The 18,084-nt window shown below is 65.3% G+C and carries 21 protein-coding genes; 4 read left to right on the top strand and 17 right to left on the bottom strand.

Annotation, left to right across the window (positions count from 1 at the left end; all coding sequences use genetic code 11):
• The first annotated feature begins 27 nt into the window (after window positions 1–27).
• From JHC57_RS06190 to JHC57_RS06175, 4 genes are all read left to right on the top strand, one after another.
• On the top strand, window positions 28–546 hold the full coding sequence (locus tag JHC57_RS06190; protein ID WP_294029133.1) for a helix-turn-helix transcriptional regulator: 519 nt from the start codon (window positions 28–30) through the stop codon (window positions 544–546).
• Window positions 547–606: 60 nt separating this feature from the next.
• Window positions 607–936: a hypothetical protein gene (locus tag JHC57_RS06185; protein ID WP_294029132.1), complete on the top strand. Its 330-nt coding sequence runs from the start codon at window positions 607–609 to the stop codon at window positions 934–936.
• Entirely contained in the window at window positions 920–1,453 is a 534-nt protein-coding gene (locus JHC57_RS06180; protein ID WP_294029131.1) for a hypothetical protein, read from the top strand. The genes JHC57_RS06185 and JHC57_RS06180 overlap by 17 nt, the downstream gene beginning before the upstream one ends.
• A gap of 95 nt (window positions 1,454–1,548) precedes the next feature.
• A complete protein-coding gene (locus JHC57_RS06175) occupies window positions 1,549–2,388 on the top strand; it encodes a JAB domain-containing protein (RefSeq protein ID WP_294029130.1) in 840 nt (279 codons plus the stop codon).
• A gap of 54 nt (window positions 2,389–2,442) precedes the next feature.
• Here the strand turns inward: JHC57_RS06175 and JHC57_RS06170 are convergent, their stop codons facing one another.
• From JHC57_RS06170 to JHC57_RS06090, 17 genes are all read right to left on the bottom strand, one after another.
• Entirely contained in the window at window positions 2,443–2,868 is a 426-nt protein-coding gene (locus JHC57_RS06170) for a ribbon-helix-helix protein, CopG family (RefSeq protein ID WP_294029129.1), read from the bottom strand.
• Window positions 2,865–4,850 carry a conjugal transfer protein TraG gene (locus tag JHC57_RS06165; RefSeq protein WP_294029128.1) on the bottom strand — a complete coding sequence of 662 codons (1,986 nt, stop codon included), beginning with the start codon at window positions 4,848–4,850 and terminating at the stop codon, window positions 2,865–2,867. The genes JHC57_RS06170 and JHC57_RS06165 overlap by 4 nt, the downstream gene beginning before the upstream one ends.
• 16 nt (window positions 4,851–4,866) lie before the next feature.
• Window positions 4,867–6,612, bottom strand: coding sequence for a DUF3363 domain-containing protein (locus tag JHC57_RS06160; protein ID WP_294029127.1), 1,746 nt, complete (start codon window positions 6,610–6,612; stop codon window positions 4,867–4,869).
• 223 nt (window positions 6,613–6,835) lie between these two features.
• On the bottom strand, window positions 6,836–7,573 hold the full coding sequence (locus JHC57_RS06155) for a lytic transglycosylase domain-containing protein (protein WP_294029126.1): 738 nt from the start codon (window positions 7,571–7,573) through the stop codon (window positions 6,836–6,838).
• 3 nt (window positions 7,574–7,576) lie between these two features.
• Window positions 7,577–7,906, bottom strand: coding sequence for a DUF736 domain-containing protein (locus JHC57_RS06150; protein WP_294029125.1), 330 nt, complete (start codon window positions 7,904–7,906; stop codon window positions 7,577–7,579).
• Between the two features lie 10 nt (window positions 7,907–7,916).
• Window positions 7,917–8,492, bottom strand: a complete 576-nt coding sequence (locus JHC57_RS06145; protein WP_294029124.1) for a S26 family signal peptidase — start codon at window positions 8,490–8,492, stop codon at window positions 7,917–7,919.
• Window positions 8,489–9,016 (bottom strand): DUF2840 domain-containing protein, encoded by a 528-nt coding sequence (locus JHC57_RS06140; protein ID WP_294029123.1) that lies wholly within the window; start codon window positions 9,014–9,016, stop codon window positions 8,489–8,491. The genes JHC57_RS06145 and JHC57_RS06140 overlap by 4 nt, the downstream gene beginning before the upstream one ends.
• Window positions 9,016–9,267 (bottom strand): helix-turn-helix domain-containing protein, encoded by a 252-nt coding sequence (locus JHC57_RS06135; RefSeq protein ID WP_105999327.1) that lies wholly within the window; start codon window positions 9,265–9,267, stop codon window positions 9,016–9,018. The genes JHC57_RS06140 and JHC57_RS06135 overlap by 1 nt, the downstream gene beginning before the upstream one ends.
• A gap of 119 nt (window positions 9,268–9,386) precedes the next feature.
• Window positions 9,387–9,854 (bottom strand): DUF2285 domain-containing protein, encoded by a 468-nt coding sequence (locus JHC57_RS06130; RefSeq protein ID WP_294029122.1) that lies wholly within the window; start codon window positions 9,852–9,854, stop codon window positions 9,387–9,389.
• A 103-nt stretch (window positions 9,855–9,957) separates the two neighbouring features.
• Window positions 9,958–10,155 (bottom strand): DUF6499 domain-containing protein, encoded by a 198-nt coding sequence (locus JHC57_RS06125; RefSeq protein ID WP_294029121.1) that lies wholly within the window; start codon window positions 10,153–10,155, stop codon window positions 9,958–9,960.
• Between the two features lie 186 nt (window positions 10,156–10,341).
• Window positions 10,342–10,659, bottom strand: a complete 318-nt coding sequence (locus tag JHC57_RS06120; protein ID WP_294029120.1) for a DUF736 family protein — start codon at window positions 10,657–10,659, stop codon at window positions 10,342–10,344.
• 293 nt (window positions 10,660–10,952) lie between these two features.
• Window positions 10,953–11,411, bottom strand: coding sequence for a hypothetical protein (locus JHC57_RS06115; RefSeq protein ID WP_294029119.1), 459 nt, complete (start codon window positions 11,409–11,411; stop codon window positions 10,953–10,955).
• Window positions 11,412–11,543: 132 nt separating this feature from the next.
• Complete coding sequence (locus tag JHC57_RS06110; protein ID WP_192878823.1) at window positions 11,544–11,708, bottom strand: hypothetical protein; 165 nt, start codon at window positions 11,706–11,708, stop codon at window positions 11,544–11,546.
• A gap of 238 nt (window positions 11,709–11,946) precedes the next feature.
• Window positions 11,947–13,263 carry a methylamine utilization protein MauJ gene (gene mauJ / locus JHC57_RS06105; protein WP_294029118.1) on the bottom strand — a complete coding sequence of 439 codons (1,317 nt, stop codon included), beginning with the start codon at window positions 13,261–13,263 and terminating at the stop codon, window positions 11,947–11,949.
• Window positions 13,264–13,355: 92 nt separating this feature from the next.
• On the bottom strand, window positions 13,356–13,673 hold the full coding sequence (locus JHC57_RS06100) for a DUF736 family protein (RefSeq protein ID WP_294029117.1): 318 nt from the start codon (window positions 13,671–13,673) through the stop codon (window positions 13,356–13,358).
• A gap of 185 nt (window positions 13,674–13,858) precedes the next feature.
• Window positions 13,859–17,068, bottom strand: coding sequence for an error-prone DNA polymerase (locus JHC57_RS06095; protein WP_294029116.1), 3,210 nt, complete (start codon window positions 17,066–17,068; stop codon window positions 13,859–13,861).
• On the bottom strand, window positions 17,065–18,084 hold a 1,020-nt coding region (locus JHC57_RS06090; protein WP_294029115.1), incomplete at its 5' end, for a DUF6504 family protein. The genes JHC57_RS06090 and JHC57_RS06095, both read right to left, overlap by 4 nt.

The following is an 18,084-nucleotide window of genomic DNA, read 5'->3' as shown; positions in this document are numbered from 1 at the left end:
CGGCGCATTTTTGACAAGAGTGTCAGGATGAGTGATTCGGGGTCGCACCCATCCGATGAGGCGGCGCGCTGGGCGCGCCTGACCGACAAGCAGCGCGCTTGTCTCGATTTGCTGCTCGAGCGGCAAACGTCGAAACAGATTGCGCGGCACCTCGATATTTCCAAGCAGGCCGTTGATCTCAGGCTGACCGCGGCGCGCGATATCCTGGGCGCCTCGGGCCGCGACGAGACCGCTCTCATCTACGCGCGCCTCAAACAGACCTATGATCGGATACTATGTGATTCGATCATACTTCCCCAACCGCCCCGGTTGGTGCCATCCCACTTTCCAGACGGGCGTTCGGCCGACGACCCGGAGCTGCTAGCCAGCCTCGGGACCGACGTCGAACGATCGCGCAGCAGCCCGCCGTCCGGGACTATCTGGAGGCGCGATTACAAACCAGCAAAGAGGATGGCGATTGTGGCAGCGATATTCCTGTTCCTGCTCCTCATCATCCTTGCCGGTCTTGCCATCGGGCAGACGCTGACGCGGCTGCTCTCCAGCTAATCCCTCCACCCTTTGTGTTCATCGAACCGAGACGCATCGCGTCTTCGGAAAGGAGAAGTTATGACCCAGCCGATCAATCTGAATGCAGCGCGGCTCCAAAAGGCGGTGCCCGCCGCCGAAACCCAGATCGACGACGCTTTGATCGCCGTGTCGTCGCTGATGGCGACCGTGGTCACGGCGCGCCGAGATACGATTGGCGTCCCTGCTGCCAGAGGTCACGCGACGATCCAGCGGCTGGCCAAGGCACAAGTCGCGCTTGTCGGCGTCAGCGGCGACATATTGCGCGTTCATGGCGAGCTTGCCGAAATCGGCCGCGAGACCGCGGGGCTCGATCTCCATGAGTGCCCGGAGATCGCGCCCAATTCGGCAGCGCTTGTCGCTGCCCTTTGATGAGATTGACCAGGAGCCATCGGCATGGTCTGTGATCACGATGCTGCGGATCGCTTTCTTCGTGACAATCCTGCTGGTGGCCCTTGCCTATGCGATGCGCAAGGGCGGCGGACCCGAACGGGCGATGGCGGCCGTGCTGCTCGCCATGCTTGTGACGGATCAAGCGCTGCACCTGTTCGTTCCAGTGCAATATCTCGCCGTGGATACAGGACACCTGCTGATCGATCTCGCAGCGGCGGCAGCGACGCTGGCCATCGCGCTGATGGCGCACCGCTTCTGGCCGATGATCGCGGCGGCGCTACAATTCCTGCCCCTGCTCGCGCATTCGACACGCGCGATCGAGATGGATCTGCACTCGGCAGCCTATCTGACGATGCAGGTAGCTGGTTCCTGGCCTCTGGCGCCGCTCCTCGTCGTGGCAACCTGGCGGCATCAACGACGGCTGGCACGGAACGGCAGCGATCCGTCCTGGGTGCCTTTATTTCGGCGATCGACCCCGACGGCAGCGAAGCCATAGCGTCAGCGCTGCTGGCCGAATTCCGCAGTCTCGCGAATATCTGGTCGCAGCCCCCCGAAACCCTTGCCCGGGTTCTCGGGACGAATTCGAACGTCGTGCTTCTGTTCATCCGCGCGCACGATATGTTTCTCGAAGCGATGCGGGCTGATCTGGAATCGGTGGCGATCGATCCGCTGGACCCCAACCTTCGCCGCTATCTCATTGCATCGATGGGGTCGCTCAGGGACGAGACGCTTCGGATCCTATTCCTCGACGCGCGCCAACGGCTGATCGCCGACGAATGCCTGCAAAATGGAACGCTCGCCCACCTGGCCGTTTATCCGCGCACGATCTTCCGCCGCGCGCTTGAACTGAACGCGGCGGGCATCATCCTCATCCACAATCATCCGAGCGGCGATCCGACCCCGAGCAAGGAGGACGAGCAAGCGACGCAGCACATCGACGCTGTTGCGCGTTCGCTCGACATCACTCTGGTCGACCATATTGTCGTCGGCGCTGGCCACACCCGTCACATTACCAGCCGCGACCAGATCGCCCGCCAGCGATCACGAACAGCCCGCGTGACGCTCAGATCGCCGAGGCAGGGAACCGATAAGAGTAACGGCGCCGCGCTTGAGAACGCGCGGGCGACGCTTCGCCGCCGACTGCTGCGCCGCCAGCTCATCGGGGCAGAGGAATTGTTTGGCGAACCCGCTTGGGAAATGCTTATCGACCTCTTCATTCATGAGGGAGAGGGCAAGCCATTGTCGACCAGCGACCTGTGCGTAACCTCGACCATTCCGATGAGCAGCGCCCTCCGCCTTGTCCAGAAGCTCTGCGATGCGGGCCTCGTCGATCGGACGCCTGATTTGATGGATGCCCGCCGCAGCTTCGTCCGGCTGCGGCCAGACACTGCTCATCGCTTGCGCGCCTTTTTCTCGGATGCTCCGGAATAATGTGCTCGCCCGTGCAAATTTTCCGCACCAGATAGACCACTGCGATCTTCTAATTCACCCCGGACGGTTGCCGCCCATGTCTTTCGATAGTTCGTCGGCCAGCTTCGAGCCGGTTTCCATTCGCCGACTGAGCGATTCCACAAATCCTTCCCACCGCTTCTTTCCCGTCGCCTGAGCCGCCGGCAGCGCCGTGTCGGGGAGCGGCGCGGTACTTGTCAGCCAGAAGCGGACAAAGAGCGCGAAGGCCTCGTTCGACAGGTCGAGATTCCATTCGAGCCGATCGAGCCCACGCGCCAACTTATCGATCCGCTTGGTGAGCGCCGCCTCCAATCGTTCCTCATGATCGGCCGAGAGCAGCGAAGCGAGCGCAGCCTCGACAACCTCGGTGCGGGTCACCCGGCGCTGCCGCGCCCGCTCCGCCACAAGGCGAACAAGCTCTGCATCGAGGCGGAAAGTCTGCTTGATGCTAGCCTTGGTCATAGGTCGATCCCATCATCCGGATCGAGCGATGCAGTGCGGGCATTTCGCACCATGCGGCGATCGGCCGCCTGACGGAGGCGGGCGGCGTCGGCCTGGCTATCCTCCTCGCCGAAATCAAACTCGCCCGCGGGTGGCGGTGGTACAGGCGCTATATCCTCATGAAGTGGAAGTTCGGGTTCCTGCCGGATGCCGGCATTCTCGGTGTCGCTCCCATCGATTTCCACGTCGTCAGCTGCCCGCTCCCCCGGTGCGGGAGTTTGCGGCTCCGGCAACTGCGACCAATCGTCGCTGCGCGGTTTCGGCGTTCCGCCGACGGTCGGCGGCGGAAGGACCCGAGCCATCAATCGGCGATCGCGAAAATAGCGTGCCTTGCGCGCCCGGATCGGCGCCACACCGGCCGCCATGACAATCTCGTCGTTGGGCGGTAGCTGCATGACCTCTCCGGGCGTCAACAGCGCACGCGCCGTCTCGGTTCGCGAGATCATGAGATGGCCAAGCCAGGGCGAGAGGCGATGGCCGGCGTAGTTTTTCATCGCACGCATTTCGGTGGCGGTGCCGAGCGCGTCCGAGATGCGCTTGGCGGTCCGCTCGTCATTGGTCGCGAAACTGACCCGGACGTGACAATTATCGAGGATCGCATTGTTGAGGCCATAGGCCTTCTCGATCTGGTTGAGCGACTGGGCGATCAGGAAAGCCTTGATGCCATAGCCCGCCATGAAGGCGAGCGCGCTCTCGAAGAAATCCAACCGACCGAGTGCAGGAAATTCGTCGAGCATCAAGAGCAGGCGTCGTGACCGATCGCGCGGCCCGAGTTCTTCGGTGAGACGGCGGCCGATTTGGTTGAGGATGAGCCGGACCAGCGGCTTCGTCCGGCTGATGTCGCCGGGCGGCACGACCAGATAGAGCGACACGGGTCCGGGCCCGCCCAAAAGATCGGCGATCCGCCATTCGGATGATCCGGTGACCGCCGCAATCACCGGGTCGCGGTAGAGACCGAGGAAGGACATGGCCGTCGACAACACGCCCGACCGTTCATTCTCGCTCTTGTTGAGCAATTCCTGCGCCGCCGCGGCGACGACCGGGTGCGGCCGATCGCCGAGATGGCGGGTCGCCTTCATTCGATGCAGCGTCGCCGCGATCGGCCGGCGCGGATCGGACAGAAAGGCCGCGACCCCGGCGAGGCTCTTGTCGGGTTCGGCGTAAAGAACATGGAGGATCGCGCCAACGAGCAGTGCGTGGCTTGTTTTTTCCCAGTGATTACGCTTCTCGAGGCTGCCTTCCGGATCGACAAGCACGTCGGCGACGTTCTGCACGTCGCGCACTTCCCATTCGCCGCGCCGGACTTCGAGCAACGGATTATAAGCGGCAGAGGCGCGGTTGGTGGGATCGAAGAGCAGGACGCGGCCGTGCTGCGCGCGAAAGCCCGCGGTGAGCTGCCAATTCTCGCCCTTGATGTCGTGGACGATGCAACTCCCCGGCCAGGTGAGCAAGGTCGGGACGACGAGCCCGACACCCTTGCCCGATCTTGTGGGCGCGAAGCAGAGAATATGCTCGGCGCCATCATGGCGGAGATAGGCGCCGCCCATGCGACCGAGAATGACGCCATCGGACCCGAGCATGCCGGCCTTGCGGATTTCGCGCTCGCTCGCCCAACGCGCCGAGCCATAGGTTTCGGCGCGGCGCCGCTCGCGGGCGCGCCAGACCGACATGGCAATCGCGACTATGATCGAGAGGAAGCCCCCCGACGCCGCAATGCCGGCGCCCTTGAGGAAGATGGCCGGCGCATAGGCGTCGAAGGCAAACCACCACCAGAAGAAGGCGGGGGGCGGATAGACCGGATATCCTTCGATCCGAAACCAGGGCGCGCCAAGCTCGGGCTGAAAGCCCAGCGAGGCCGCCGTCCACTGCGTCGCGGTCCAGATCGCGGCGGTCACGATCGCCCCGACCGCAGCGATCTGGCCCCAGAGGATACGATCGTTCATTGCGCCCATCCTTTCATCAAATACCGATCCCGCGACCGCGCCCGAGCGACCAGTCGATCGAACCGCCCGTTGCCATGGTGCCGACGACATGCTGTCCGAGGTGACGATCGAGCGCGGGGCGCCAAGGAACGAGCTGGAAGCCAAGCCCGTCGTCGATCATCGCGAAGCGGCCCGAGGCGAGCGACACACGCTCGCGATAGGTGCCGCTCACTTGCTCGCCGTTTGCCGACGGCTGGTGCACGAGCCCCGTGCGCGCCGCGATGGCGGTTTGCGCCGCGTCGAGGTCGCGCTGCTTCAGCGTGTCGATGAGACCGCTCGCCATGACGAGCCTTTGGCCTTGCCGCCGGGCAAGGCCCTCGCCTTCGAGAAACGTCGCGCGCGCGTCCATCGCATCGCGCACCGCCAGCCCAAATCCCGATCCCACGAGGACGGTGTCGCGCGCGACGAGCTGACGATCGAGCCAGGTCGCGCCATTCGCTGCAATCTGTTCGCCCAGCGGCAGGTCGGATCGCACCGCGAGCGACAGCCGTGCGGTCCCATCGCGCCCTTCCCAGCGGCGCAGTTCGACGATCGCGCCCAGCTTCGCATCGCCGGTCCATTCGATGTCGTCGAACCGTAGATGATGCGTGCGGCCATCAACGCCGTCGACGATCGCGAAGGCGCTGCCGGCGAGTTCGTCGTGGAGACCGCGCGCGACAAGGCGACCGACGATCGGGTCGCGCGGGGCCTCGCCGTGCAAGGCAAGCGCCGACGTGTCGAAAGCCATTCCGCTCCGCTGCATCGCGCGGTGCATCGTCTTGATGATGTCGCCGCGGTCGGCGAGATCGCGCAGCGCGCGTTCGGCGCCCGGATCGACCATCCACATAGCGGGGCCAACGCGCTCGGCCAGACCGAGCCGCTCGAGTGTCGTCGCGCGGCCGCGCAGCATCCGGTCCGACGCCTGATCGCCGGCAGCCGGAGGGCGGAGATCGAGAAGCCGGCCATTCTCGGCAGTCGCGCTTTCGATCTGCCGGTCGAGGCTGGTCCAGCGCTCGGCATCGACTTCGCGCTCGATCGCCTGGGTCATCTCGCGCTCGCTTCTCAGGCCGAGCTCGAGTGTCACGCGTTCCTCGGCGCGGAAGCGGATGCCTTCGCTCACATAGGCGCGATCGATGACAAGATCGGTCCCGTAGTCGGCGACGCCGCGAACCATGATGTGGATGTGCGGATTGTCGGTGTTCCAATGGTCGATCGCGACCCAATCGAGGCCGGTTTCGAGATCGCGCGACATGTCCTTCATCAGGTCGCGGGTGAAGCTGCGAAGATCGTCCATCGCGCCGGCGTCTTCGGGGCTGACGATGAAGCGGAAATGGTGCCGGTCGCCGTCACAGCGCTCGGCGAAAGCGCTGCGGTCTGCCGCGTCGCCCTGGGCGTCGAACAAGGATGCATCGAGCCCGTCGCGCGTCACTCCGTCGCGTTCGAGATACGATATATGTTTGGCGAGCGGCGCGGCGCGAAAACGCATGCCCTTGTGCCGCACGATGCGCGCCTTGACGACGACGCGGCGGCCATTCGCGCGGAAGCGCGCCATTGCTACGGCGCGCCGTCCGCGTCCGAGGCGTTGCGTGCCGCCACCGCCACCCTTGCGCAAAGGCGTGAGACCCTGCCGCGCGGCGGCGCGGCGAACCTGCGCCGCGAGCCGCTGCCCCTTGCCGCCCGACCCCCGGCCGGCGTCACGCCCTCTTCCCGGCCGGATCCGAAAATCGCTGTCGCCGGAGCTCAAAGGACGGTTGCCATACAGCAAGCCTTTGCGGGGAAAGGATTTTCATGCGCATTGTATGGCAGGGGGACGCCGGGGCCATATGCGATTGTCGCACAAAAACAACCACATACGCGCCAGAAGCTGGCACGTCTTTTATCTCGCCCTCCCGAATTCTCCCTCCAGCAACCCCAAAACGCCCCGAACAGGCCGACGATCACTGCGCCCGGGCGGATAGCGACCCGCGTCATTCGGCTGGTCCAGACAGCGGAACGAACAACGGATTCGACGGAGCAACGGGCATGGTCCGTACAGGCGGCGGGGCGGCTTCGTCGCGCAATGTCGGTGCAGCGACCGTGCGCGTTTCGGCCGTGTCGGTGACCTGTGGACGCGCGGCGAACAGCGAAGCGTCGCGCCAGCCGGGCGCAGCGAGTGTAGGCGCGGGGACGGACGAAGGCCCGTCCGAGGCGCCGAGTTCGGGCGCGATCTGGCGGACATAGGCAAGCGTCTCGGCGGGCAGGCCGCGCCGCCCCGCCGCATAGGCATCCGCGCGTCCCGGCCCGGCATTATAGGCTGCAAGCATCAGCCGCACATCGCGATAGCGGTCCCACATTGCGCGCAGATAGGCCGCGCCAGCGAGTATGTTCGCGCGCACATCAAACGGATCGTTGCCGAGGCGATGGCGTGCCGACAGCATTGCCCAGGTTGGCGGCATGATCTGCATCAGCCCCATCGCGCCGGCGCGCGAGACCGCGCGCTGATTGCCCCGACTTTCGGCGTGCATGACGCGCCATATCCAGCGTTCCGGTATGCCGAAGCGCTGCGATGCTTCGGCGACGGACGCTGCATAAGGGTGGCTGGGTTCAGCTATCGCCGGTGTCGCGGCTGTGCAGTTCGTGGGCACGCTGAGCGCTGCCAGCAGGGCACCGCATGGACATGCCCAGCGGAGCACGAAGCCGGTACGAGCGCGAAGAGTGCGCGCCATGGTTCAGCCCTTCTCGCTCGCGTCGGCACGCGACCAGAAGAGCAGATGCGGGCCGTCAAGCTGACGCGAATCGAACAAATTGGCGCTGATCGGTGCGGCGAACAGTGGATCGTCGATCTGCAACGCGACATAGATTCCGCGCGATCCGCAGCGCGTCCAGCCCGTTCCGATCTCGATGCCGGCCTCGGCGTCGCCGAGATAGACGCGCCACGTCGGCGCGTTCTCGGTCTCCGATATCTGCGCGCGCGCGATGTTGATCTCCGCATCAAAAGCGAGCGTGCGGATGTGGCCAGCGTAGCCATCGTCTTGCCGACGGAATGTTCCGATAATCATGCATGATCTCCTATTCAGCTTGGGATGAAGTCTGGTCCGGGGAGGGCCGGTGGGCGCTAAGCGGCGCACCGGAAGCCGGGCGGGTCATGACGGGATGTGCGACGCCGAGCAGCCCGGCGGCGGGCAGCGGTCCGAAATATCGCCCGTCGAGGCTGTCCGGCGCGGCGTTGAGGAGGAAGAGCTCGCTTGGGCCAACGACGCGGCATCCGAACCAGCGTGGCAATTGCCTGCCGAGGCGATCGCGCGCCATGGCGCGCGAGGCGGCAAGGCCGTCGATCGTCACGAAGACGCCCGAGCGGCAAATGCGCGCGCCGGGAAGCGCGGCAACGCGCTTCAAAAGCGGCACCCCAGCAGGGAGATAGTGGCGCTCGGCGAGCCAGCCGCCGAGCGGCGCTGGCGGTCGGATCGCGACCAGCTCGCCCGCACGGACCGGCGCACCCGGGTCGATCCAATAAAGACCGATCGGCGCACTCGCGCTGGCGTTCCACAGCAGGCGCGGCGCCGGCGCCAGCCAGGCGACCGCGACAAAGAGAGTGCCGAAGAGCGACGCGGCTGCGACCGTCGCACGGAGATAGCGGCGGTTCATGCCTCGATCGCCCGGCGGCGAAGCCATGCCGCATGGCGATCGGGCCCATAGGGGCGGAACGGCATTCCGGCCGCAATGCGGTTGCCGACATGACGCCAATGATCGGGCGCCGCATCGCAAGCATCGACGCCGGTCGCCTCGACCGCATCGATCGCTTGCAGGACCTGTTGAACCTTCGGCCAACCGTCGATGCGGAGCAGGAGATCGGCACCGGGGCGAACGAATGGCAGCGTCGAATAGGGCGACCCCGTTGCAACCGCGGACGCGATCACAATGCTCGAATGCACCGTGCCATAGTCGTTCGACGTCCAGCGGACGAAGGCGAAGGTCGCGCCCGGACGGAAGGCGACCCGCTTGGTGCTGCGGCTCTGGATATGCTCGGCGGCGACGCGGCCGAAGCGAATCCACTGCTCGAGGCGTCCTTCGATCCAGGTCAGTTCGACCTCGGTCAGGCTGTCCTGCGGCCCGCCGGGCGGCGGCGCAGCGCAGCCAGCCGTCCCGCTCGAAGCCTGCGCGCTGCACATCAGCGCTGCACCGGGCGCGCGGGGAGGATGGTGCCTTTGCCCGGATCGGAGGTCGAATGACGCCGGCCAATTTCGGCCCAGGCGTTGAGATCCTCCATCGCATAAACGATGCGGCCACCGAGCTTGCGATAGACCGGGCCGGTTCCGTAGCAGCGATGCTTTTCGAGCGTGCGGGCGGACAAGCCGAGGTGGACGGCGGCGTCGGGTGTTTTCAGAAATCGCGGGACAATGGGGGCGGCGAAATCGCTCATCGAGGGTCTCCTGATGCCGCGCCGGACACCCGGGAGGGCGGCGGCGGGCAGGCGGCGACCATCGGAAATCGGGACGCGATTCAGGAACGGACAAAGTGACGCGCTGCGGAATGTCCCGATCAGCCGCCCGCGAGCAGGGTGAGATAGCCGCCATCGCGCATCGCGATCGCGCTACGCTGCCAGCGCGCGAGGCGGCGGCGCTCGCTCGACGCATCCCATTCGGCAGCGGTATAGGAGCCGGCGTCGGGCAGGATGAGGGTCGCGGCGAGGTCGCGCGGGGCTATGTTTTCGTCGAGCGCGTCGAGCAAACGCAACCACTGCACCAGCCGCCAGCGCTCGGTGGGACCGGGCTGACCCGGCGGGACCGAAGCGGAGCACGCCATGATCCATCCGTGGAGTGCCCCGGTCGCCGCCTGGCGTTCAGCGATATGATCGTCGGCCGGCACGACATAGGCGAGCGCCTCATTGTGCAGGCAATCGGCGATCCAGAGCCGGTAGCGGCGGCCGTCGATGGCGAGCACGAGATGCCATTCACGGTATGCGAGCCATTCGGCGGCAATGCCGCCCGAAGCAGCGACGTCGGACAAGGCGGGTCCCGGGAAACCGGACGGGGCGGGCGCCGCTATGGCGATCGAAGGACAGAGTTCGGGGCGCCAAAGGGCGGGCGCCTGCTCGGCCCGGGTATCGGGATCAAAGGCGAAAGACCAACCCCCAGTGGCGGGCGAGCCTGCGAAGCGCGGTCCGCGACCGCCCGGGCGCGGAGCCGGCACGATAAGCGGCGCGATAGCGCGGATTGCGGCGCAGGAATTCCTGCGCGAAGTCCGCGCGATCATATCGTTCAAATATCTTCAGAAAATCTGGCGACCGCCAGTCGACTATGGGCTGCATGCGCACCTCCCGAAGCTAAGCGAGTGCAAAGCAAAGACAATCTGCCGATGCCCGCAGCGACCCCGCTTCTGGTTATCGGCGCAAAAGCACCGACACTTAACCCATCGCTTCCCGATTTCGCCGGGAAAAGGCCCCAAATTGAGACTATCGCCGCTCGGCGGGTGCCGGGCGGCGATGGCCTGCGGATCAGTTGCCGCGCCGGGTCGGACGGCTCCACACCAGGTCATGCGCTTCACCTTCGCCCGCGAAGAGCTGCGCGAAGATCGGACCGGAGAAGGTCGGGTCGTCGAGCTTGACCGAGAGATAGGGACGGTCGTCCTGGGTGGTCTTCGGCCAGGCGGCGCCAACTTCGGCTTCGCCGATGAGGACGCGGTGGCTCGGCGCGTTGCCGCTGGCATTGGCATCGGGGACGATGCGAACCTTCTTCGCCTGCACCGAGAGGGTGACGATCTCGCCCTGATATTCGCCGGAGGCGGCCTTCGTGAAGCTGCCGATCTTGGTCATGATGCTATCCTTTCCTTGCTCTCGGCCGCACCAGCGCGGCCTCGATGCGCATCGGTGGGCAGCAAGGGGACGGCGCCGCAGCCCGAAGGGCCCGCAGCAAAGCGAAGGACGGCGCGACCCGGCTTTCTTGGCTCGCGAGGAACGGCGGCACGCCGGGGGAAGAAAGTCGAAGGCGCGCCGTTGCGGCAAGCTGGCCCAGCGTCAGCGGCTTGCTGCCAGATCGCGCATGTCGAGAGGCCGTGCTGGTGCCCGGAAGAAAGGATAGGGTTGCCGGGACGGGAAGGAAATGAAGCCTAGGCCTGCGGCGTCGAAGGGTTGAGTTCCTTTGATTGGGGGTCCGGTGCCGAGAGTCCCGATGCCAGCGCAGCGCCCGCGAGACTGCGCCATGCGGCGGAGGCAGTGGCAAGACCCGCGAAAAAGGCCAGGCAGTTTGTCCAGATGCTGTCATCGATCATTAGCCCGAGCAGCCCGGTCATCGCCTGATATCCCGCAAAGCCCGCGGGCACGGCGAACAGCAGGGCGACAAGGAATCGGAGGAGGGGAGACCTGACCGACACGAAGACCGCCTGACCCGTCAGATAGACGATCAGACCGGTGGTGAAGCCGGCCAACAGCATGGCGGCTGCTCCATAGCCTTGGGTATGCAGAAAGAGGCCGGCGCCGACCGCGGAATAGACCGGCAGCGCAAAGGCCGCGAGCCGGAACAGGATCCAGATGAGATAGAGGGCAGCCACGCCGCCGAGGATGATCATCAAGGTCTCAAGCGTCCTCCCGTCGGACGCGCTCGCCACCTCCACCACAGCGCATTCTGCCTCTCGATTATAGCAGCGGCGCCCCGAAGGCGGAACCGCAACTGGAACCACCTTGGGGGTTTTTCGCCGATGTCAGCGCGCGAAGGGATCATATTCGCAGACGATGCAGCTGGGATCGCCGTCGAATTCATCGAGCGGCATCACAGAATATCCTTGGGCGGTTTCGATCAGGACGATGATGGTCATCATCGTGCGGGCGAGGTTCCAGCCGAGCGATTGGGCGGTGGAAAGCGGCATATCGAGGCTCCTGTCCGGGAGCGGGTCCATTCCCGCTCGACAGTCGCCCCGCCGGACGGGGACGGGCCGCAATCACCGCAGCGCAGCGGAGGCCCAAGCGCAGCGCAGGGACCCCTTGCGGGTTGATTGAAGGAGGCATGGCCTCGGCCTAGGGATCAGCGGCAATCGAGAGCGGGCATGGTGCCGCTCGGTATGGATCGCGCTTCTCGCGGACCTGCTTTATCGCGAAACCACGACGCTAGTGACCGGCGGCTCGCCGTTTCTCAGCTTCGGCCTGCCAAGCTTCTATGCGCGCATTCATCCCGTCGTGATCGGCGAAATAATTGTTAGGGAGAAAGGCTTCGACGCGGCCAAGCAATGCGCGTGTTTCGCTTTCATAAACGTGCAGTTCGCCGTTCCCGATATATTCGAGCAAGAACCGCGAGATCGTAGCGGCGTGCTCCGCAGCAATCGAAGACCCATCGTCGTGGCCATCTAGATCCTTGCCCCATTCGAAGCGAAGCCGTTCTTCAGCGAAGTCCAATGTCAGGGTGAGCTCGACAATCTCATCCTGAGACTTGAAGACGATTATTAGGGAGGAGCCCACTTGCTGGGCATGTATCGGCGTCATCGCGTGGAGCGGTGGATAAGGATCCTTGCGGCGCAGTTCGACATCGATTGATGGAATGTCGATTTGAGCGCCATCGGCTGGGGGTGTTCCTGCGGCAATTGCGGCAACAACGGCAGCGCCGAGCTGCGCCTTAAAGCCATGAAGCTCGTATAGATGTTCGCGGTAGATCGTTGATCTCGTCTTCACTCCCAATACCCGCTCGATCGCGAGTTCAGCCAATCCTCGCATGATCGGGAGCTCGCCCGCTATTCGATCATAATCCGATGCGTCGTCGGGATTGATGATGGGGTCCGACTGCGCGTGCGCGATGGCCATGCGTCCCGATTTGTAAAGATGGGCGCCGGGATCTTCGACACCGGACGCCCGCAGTCTTTCCAGCGCACTGCGGCCGCCATGATCCATCATCTCGTCGATATTTTCGTCGATCCAGGTTTGCCGTTGCTTGCCTGCGGGTATGGCCGCTTCGAGAACCCGATAGAAGGACAGGAACGCATAAGCCGGGTGATTGAGACCTCGGCCTTCACGCATGAGGGCGAGAGCAAGCGCCGATCTTGGTTCATCGGGCTCCGGGAGATAGGTCAGATTCAGGTCAGCAGTTATGCTCAGTCCCCAATCGCTTCCCCGGCGCTGGGGCCGCGGCAGTCCGCCGCCGGAAAAGGACTGAACGATCGCGCCGGCGCTTTGCGTCCACGACATGGCGCTGAGGAAACGGAGCAGGCTTGACCGGCCCGCTTGTAGCGTTTCGTCGCCGCGACGAATGGCAACCGCAGGACAATGGTCCGTGGTGAGCGGGATGATGAAATAGGTTCGGCCAGCATATTCCTGCCGTTGATATGCGACGGGCCAGCTTATCGACGTCTCAAGATTGGCGATGATCCAATCGCCCGTCTCGGCAATTTCTCCTACCAAAGCATCTGTTAGCTGGGAAATCTCGAGCGTGAGCATATTATCGAACTACCATAGCCACCGTCCTGTCGCTCTATTTTTGACGACAAAGCTCCGGCTCCGTCGAGGCGCAGCCGGAGCCCGCGTGGCGATCAGTTCGGCGCGTTCCAGATCAGCACCTTTTTGGATGGATCGTCGCCCGGTGCGTTCGCGACGTTGCAGAAGATCTGGCCGAGTTCGGGGGCCGAAAGCGACACCGAGATATATTCGGCTCCAGCCTGCGAGGTCTTCACCCAGCCTGCGCCGAGTTCGAAGCCATTCTTGCGGCTGATGACGCGATAGTCGGGCTCGCTGTCCTTCACCTTGCGGCCGTTCGGGACGATCGCGATCGGCGCGGTCACCATTAGGGTCGCCAGGTTGCCTTCGAGGCTGCCGTCGTCCTTGACGGTAAGATTTGCGATGCTTGCCATTTGAAGTCTCCTTTGTTGCTCGGGGACCGTCCCCGATGGCGCCAGAAGGAGGGCCCGCGAGCCGCCGTCACCGAGCGAATGCGAGGGCGAACCCCCGCAGGGGGTTGACGGCACGAGGCGAGCCGAGGCCCGCAATCAGGCAGCCAATGAGGGAAAGGTTCAACGAGCCAGGAGACCAATGGCTGTCAGTGAAAGTCATGGCTCCGGATGCGCAGCGGCGCGTCGCGGGAGTCCGGTCCGCCTCCGTTCCGCGCCCCATCCCCGCGTCCGGGCGCAATGGAGACGTCGCCCTGCGCGATCGACCGCAACATTGCGTCATGATCGGTAATCCTGTCGCAGATGATGTGAATGACTTCGCCTTCCTTCTGAAGCCGACCGCGCATCGCGATCATCGAGGCCGACATGACTTGGCGCCGGTAGATATCGAAGCGATCGGGCCACAGGATGCCGTTGGCGATCCCCGTCTCGTCCTCGATCGTGACGAAGAGCACCCCCTTCGCGGAGCCGGGCCGCTGCCGCACGAGGATAACGCCGGCGACCTCGATATTGCGCCCGTCGCGAATCTGTCCGAGATCGGCGCAGCGCACGATACCCATCGTATCAAGCTCATCCCGCAAGAAACTCAGCGGATGCGCGCGCAGCGATAGCTGCAGCGTGCGATAATCCTCCACCACCTCGCGCCCCTCGGTCATTGGCCGAAGCGAGGTCACGGGTTCGAGCCCCTCGGGCGAGAAACTGGACTCGCGAGCGTCTGCCGCCGCAAACAAGGGGAGTGGCGCCTCGCCAAGACCTCGCACCTTCCACAAGCCCTGCCGCCGGTCTTCGGCGAGGCAGGCGAAGCCATCGGCTTCGGCGATCCGTTCGATTGCGGCGCGCGGGACCCCGGCGCGCCGCCACACATCTTCGACGCAATCGAAAGCCATATCGCCGCGCGCGCCGACGATGGCTGCGCCATGGACATTGGCGAGGCTGCGCACCTGCCGGAAACCGAGCCGCACAGCGAGATAGCGGCCACTGCTCTCCTCCAGCGTGCAATCCCAATGGCTGTCGTTGATCGAGACCGGGCGCACTTCGACGCCATGCTTGCGCGCATCGCTGACGATCTGCGCGGGCGCATAAAAGCCCATCGGCTGCGCGTTGAGCAACGCAGCGCAGAAGACGTCGGGATGATGATGCTTCATCCAGCAAGAGGCATAAGCGATCTTCGCAAAGCTCGCGGCATGGCTTTCAGGAAAGCCGTAGCTCCCGAAGCCCTCGATCTGCTTGAAGGTCCGCTCGGCAAAATCCTTCGGATAGCCGCGCTCGATCATTCCGCCGACGAGCTTGTCGTAGAAATGGCTGACACCGCCGGTGAGCTTGAACGTCGCCATTGCGCGGCGAAGCTGATCGGCTTCGGCCGGGGTGAAGCCGGCGCCGACGATCGCGACCTTCATCGCCTGTTCCTGGAAGAGCGGCACGCCGAGCGTTTTCTCGAGCACCGCGCGAAGCTCGGGCTTGGGATATTCGGGCTTCTCCTTGCCTTCGCGGCGGCGAAGATAGGGATGGACCATGTCACCCTGGATCGGTCCGGGCCGCACGATCGCGACCTCGATCACCAGATCGTAGAAGCACTTCGGCTTGATCCGCGGCAGCATCGACATTTGCGCGCGGCTTTCGATCTGGAAGACCCCCAAGGTGTCGGCCTTCTGGATCATGCCATAAACGGCGGGATCATCGTCCTGCAGGTCGGCCATGCCAACTTCGATGCCCTTATGCTCGCGCAGCAGGTTGAAGGCGCGGTTCATGCAGCCGAGCATGCCCAGACCAAGGACATCGACCTTCATGAATTTGAGGACATCGATATCGTCCTTATCCCATTCGATGATCTGCCGGTCTTCCATGCGCGCGGGCTCGATCGGGACGAGATCGTCAAGCCGCTCCTGCGTCAGCACGAAGCCGCCGGGATGCTGCGACAGATGCCGCGGCGTGCCAATCAGCTGTTGCGCAAGATCGAGCGTCAACCGCAGCCGATGATCGTCGGCGTTGAGGTTGAGGCTCGCGATCTGCTCGTCGGGGATGCCGTCGACCGACCAGCCCCAGACGAGGCCGGTGAGCATCTTGGTGAGGTCGCGCGGCAGGCCAAGCGCCTTCCCCACCTCGGCGACCGCGCCGCGGGTGCGATAGCGGGTGACGACGGCGGTCAGCGCGGAGCGGTGCCGACCATAGGTCTCATAGATCCACTGGATGATTTCTTCACGCCGCTCATGCTCGAAGTCGACGTCGATATCGGGCGGCTCCTTGCGCTCGCCCGAGACGAAGCGCTCGAAGAGCAATTCGTGCTTGATCGGGTCGATCGACGTCACGCCGAGCAGGAAGCAGACGCAGCTGTTCGCCGCGCTCCCGCGCCCTTGGCACAATATCCCGCGCCGCCGGCTCTCGGCGACGATCGAATTGACGGTCAGGAAATAGGGCGCGTAACCAAGCTCGCCGATCAGGCGGAGCTCATGATCGATCTGCTGCCGATAGGCGGGCGGCACGCCATCGGGGAACATGCGCGCGGCGCCTTCCTCGGTGAGCGCGGCAAGCGCCTCCTGCGCGGTGCGCCCCGCCATCACCTCCTCATAGGGATATTGGTAGCGGATCTCGCCGAGGTCGAAGCGGCATACCGACCCGATGTCGGCGGTTGCCGCGATCGCGTCGGGAAAAAGCGCAAAGCGCCGTTCCATCTCGGCCGGGGACTTCAGAGCCCGGTCCATGAAACGCTCGCGTTTGAAGCCGAGCGCATCGACGGTCGTTTTCTCGCGGATCGCGGTCAGCACATCCTGCAGCGGGCGGCGCTCGGGGGCGTGATAGAGGATGTCGCCACAAGCGACGCTGCGCACGCCGATGCTGCGGCCCAGCGCGTCGAGCGCGTGCAGCCGCGCGAAGTCGCCGGGCCGGCGGCGGAGCGAGAGCGCAAGATAGGCGTCCGGGCCGAACAGTTCACGCAGTTCGCCGAGATCGAGGCGGGTCCGCTCCTCGGCGGCATCGGGGAGCAGCACCGCGACCAAGCCATCGGCCCATGCCGCGACATCGGGCCAGTCGAGCCAGCAATTGCCCTTCCCGCCGCGCGCCTTGCCGAGCGACAAGAGCCGGGTCAGCCGCGACCAAGCGGCGCGGTCCTTGGGGTAAAGCAGCAGCGATCGGCCGTCGCGCAGATCAATGCGCGATCCGGGGATCAGGCGCACGCCGGTCGCTTCCTGCCCCGACAGCCCCCGCACCATTCCCGCAACGCTGCCCCGATCGCAGAGGCCGAGGGCCGAGTGGCCCAGCAGCGCGGCGGACGCGAACAGTTCCTCGGGGGCCGAAGCCCCTCGCAGGAAGGAGAAATGGCTCGTTACCTGAAGTTCGACGTAGGTCGTGGCAGGGGCCGTCATCCGAAGACGCCGTGCATATACCAGGTCAAATCGCCGGTGCGCTCTTCTTGTCCATCGCCGCGGCGGAACAGCCAGAAACGCTCGCCCGTCTCCGCCTCGACCCGGAAATAGTCGCGCACCGCCCACATCTCGCGGGTCGTTCGCCACCATTCACCATGGATGCGCTCGGGTCCGTCGCCCGCGACGACGCGGTAGGACCGTCCGCGCCACGCGAAGCGGCGCGGCGGATGGTCGGGAAGCAGCGCGACGACGCCCGACAGGGCTTCGGGCCGCGCGAGCATGCGGATCGGCCGCGGCCAAGCCGGCCAGCCGGAAGGCTGGGCGAGCGGGTCGGTACGGCCGATCGCGCGTTCGGGCACATCGCTTTCGCGGCCCTCGAGGCGGAACAGCGCGCCCTCTCCAGCGCGCCCCGCGAGCTGATCGACGAGCGGCGCAAGATCGGGGGCGCGCGGTCCGCTATCGAACCCCGTGCCGATCACCTCGGCGCCGAGGGGTTCGACCTGCGGCGCGGCAAGCGCCATCGCCTCGATCCCGAGCCCAGGCTCGATCCGGTCGATACGCAGCCTGAAGAGGCGCACGAGATGCTTCGCGTCGCGGGTCGCGCGCGCGGTGCCGACCGTGACGAGCTGCTCGTGCGCATCGACACGCTCGCAGCGGAGCACCACCGCGCGAAGGCCGAGTCCGCGCTCCCGAAGGTCGGCGACGAGATCGGCGACCAAATCCGAAATTACCTGTTCGATCGCCTCGGCGGTGGCGATCGGTTCGAGAAGCCGGCGCTCGGCGCACGGCATTTCGAAAGGGATGACGGGCACAATCGGCTCGGGCAGAAAGCCCCGCGCCTGGTCGAGCCGATCGACCGCGCCGCGCCCGAGGCGCCGCGCGAACGGCCCGCGCGGCATCGGGTAAAGGTCAGCGATCCGCTCGATTCCGAAACGCGCCGCCGACGCCAGCGCCTCGGGCGCGAGCCGGAGCGCGCGAAGCGGCAGCCCGGCCAGCGCCTCCCCCTCCCGCCCTTC

The organism is Sphingopyxis sp. (assembly GCF_016463645.1).
Classification (GTDB): domain Bacteria; phylum Pseudomonadota; class Alphaproteobacteria; order Sphingomonadales; family Sphingomonadaceae; genus Sphingopyxis.
The sequence above is the reverse complement of the archived record's forward strand: the minus strand, read 5'-3'. Positions and strand labels throughout refer to the sequence as shown.

Coding starts and splice junctions, on each gene's coding strand:
- JHC57_RS06190 (WP_294029133.1), top strand. CDS start 28: ATGAGTGATTCGGGGTCGCACCCATCCGATGAGGCGGCGCGCTGGGCG.
- JHC57_RS06185 (WP_294029132.1), top strand. CDS start 607: ATGACCCAGCCGATCAATCTGAATGCAGCGCGGCTCCAAAAGGCGGTG.
- JHC57_RS06170 (WP_294029129.1), bottom strand. CDS start 2,868: ATGACCAAGGCTAGCATCAAGCAGACTTTCCGCCTCGATGCAGAGCTT.
- JHC57_RS06165 (WP_294029128.1), bottom strand. CDS start 4,850: ATGAACGATCGTATCCTCTGGGGCCAGATCGCTGCGGTCGGGGCGATC.
- JHC57_RS06155 (WP_294029126.1), bottom strand. CDS start 7,573: ATGGCGCGCACTCTTCGCGCTCGTACCGGCTTCGTGCTCCGCTGGGCA.
- JHC57_RS06150 (WP_294029125.1), bottom strand. CDS start 7,906: ATGATTATCGGAACATTCCGTCGGCAAGACGATGGCTACGCTGGCCAC.
- JHC57_RS06145 (WP_294029124.1), bottom strand. CDS start 8,492: ATGAACCGCCGCTATCTCCGTGCGACGGTCGCAGCCGCGTCGCTCTTC.
- JHC57_RS06140 (WP_294029123.1), bottom strand. CDS start 9,016: ATGTGCAGCGCGCAGGCTTCGAGCGGGACGGCTGGCTGCGCTGCGCCG.
- JHC57_RS06135 (WP_105999327.1), bottom strand. CDS start 9,267: ATGAGCGATTTCGCCGCCCCCATTGTCCCGCGATTTCTGAAAACACCC.
- JHC57_RS06125 (WP_294029121.1), bottom strand. CDS start 10,155: ATGCAGCCCATAGTCGACTGGCGGTCGCCAGATTTTCTGAAGATATTT.
- JHC57_RS06120 (WP_294029120.1), bottom strand. CDS start 10,659: ATGACCAAGATCGGCAGCTTCACGAAGGCCGCCTCCGGCGAATATCAG.
- JHC57_RS06115 (WP_294029119.1), bottom strand. CDS start 11,411: ATGATCATCCTCGGCGGCGTGGCTGCCCTCTATCTCATCTGGATCCTG.
- JHC57_RS06110 (WP_192878823.1), bottom strand. CDS start 11,708: ATGCCGCTTTCCACCGCCCAATCGCTCGGCTGGAACCTCGCCCGCACG.
- mauJ (WP_294029118.1), bottom strand. CDS start 13,263: ATGCTCACGCTCGAGATTTCCCAGCTAACAGATGCTTTGGTAGGAGAA.
- JHC57_RS06100 (WP_294029117.1), bottom strand. CDS start 13,673: ATGGCAAGCATCGCAAATCTTACCGTCAAGGACGACGGCAGCCTCGAA.
- JHC57_RS06095 (WP_294029116.1), bottom strand. CDS start 17,068: ATGACGGCCCCTGCCACGACCTACGTCGAACTTCAGGTAACGAGCCAT.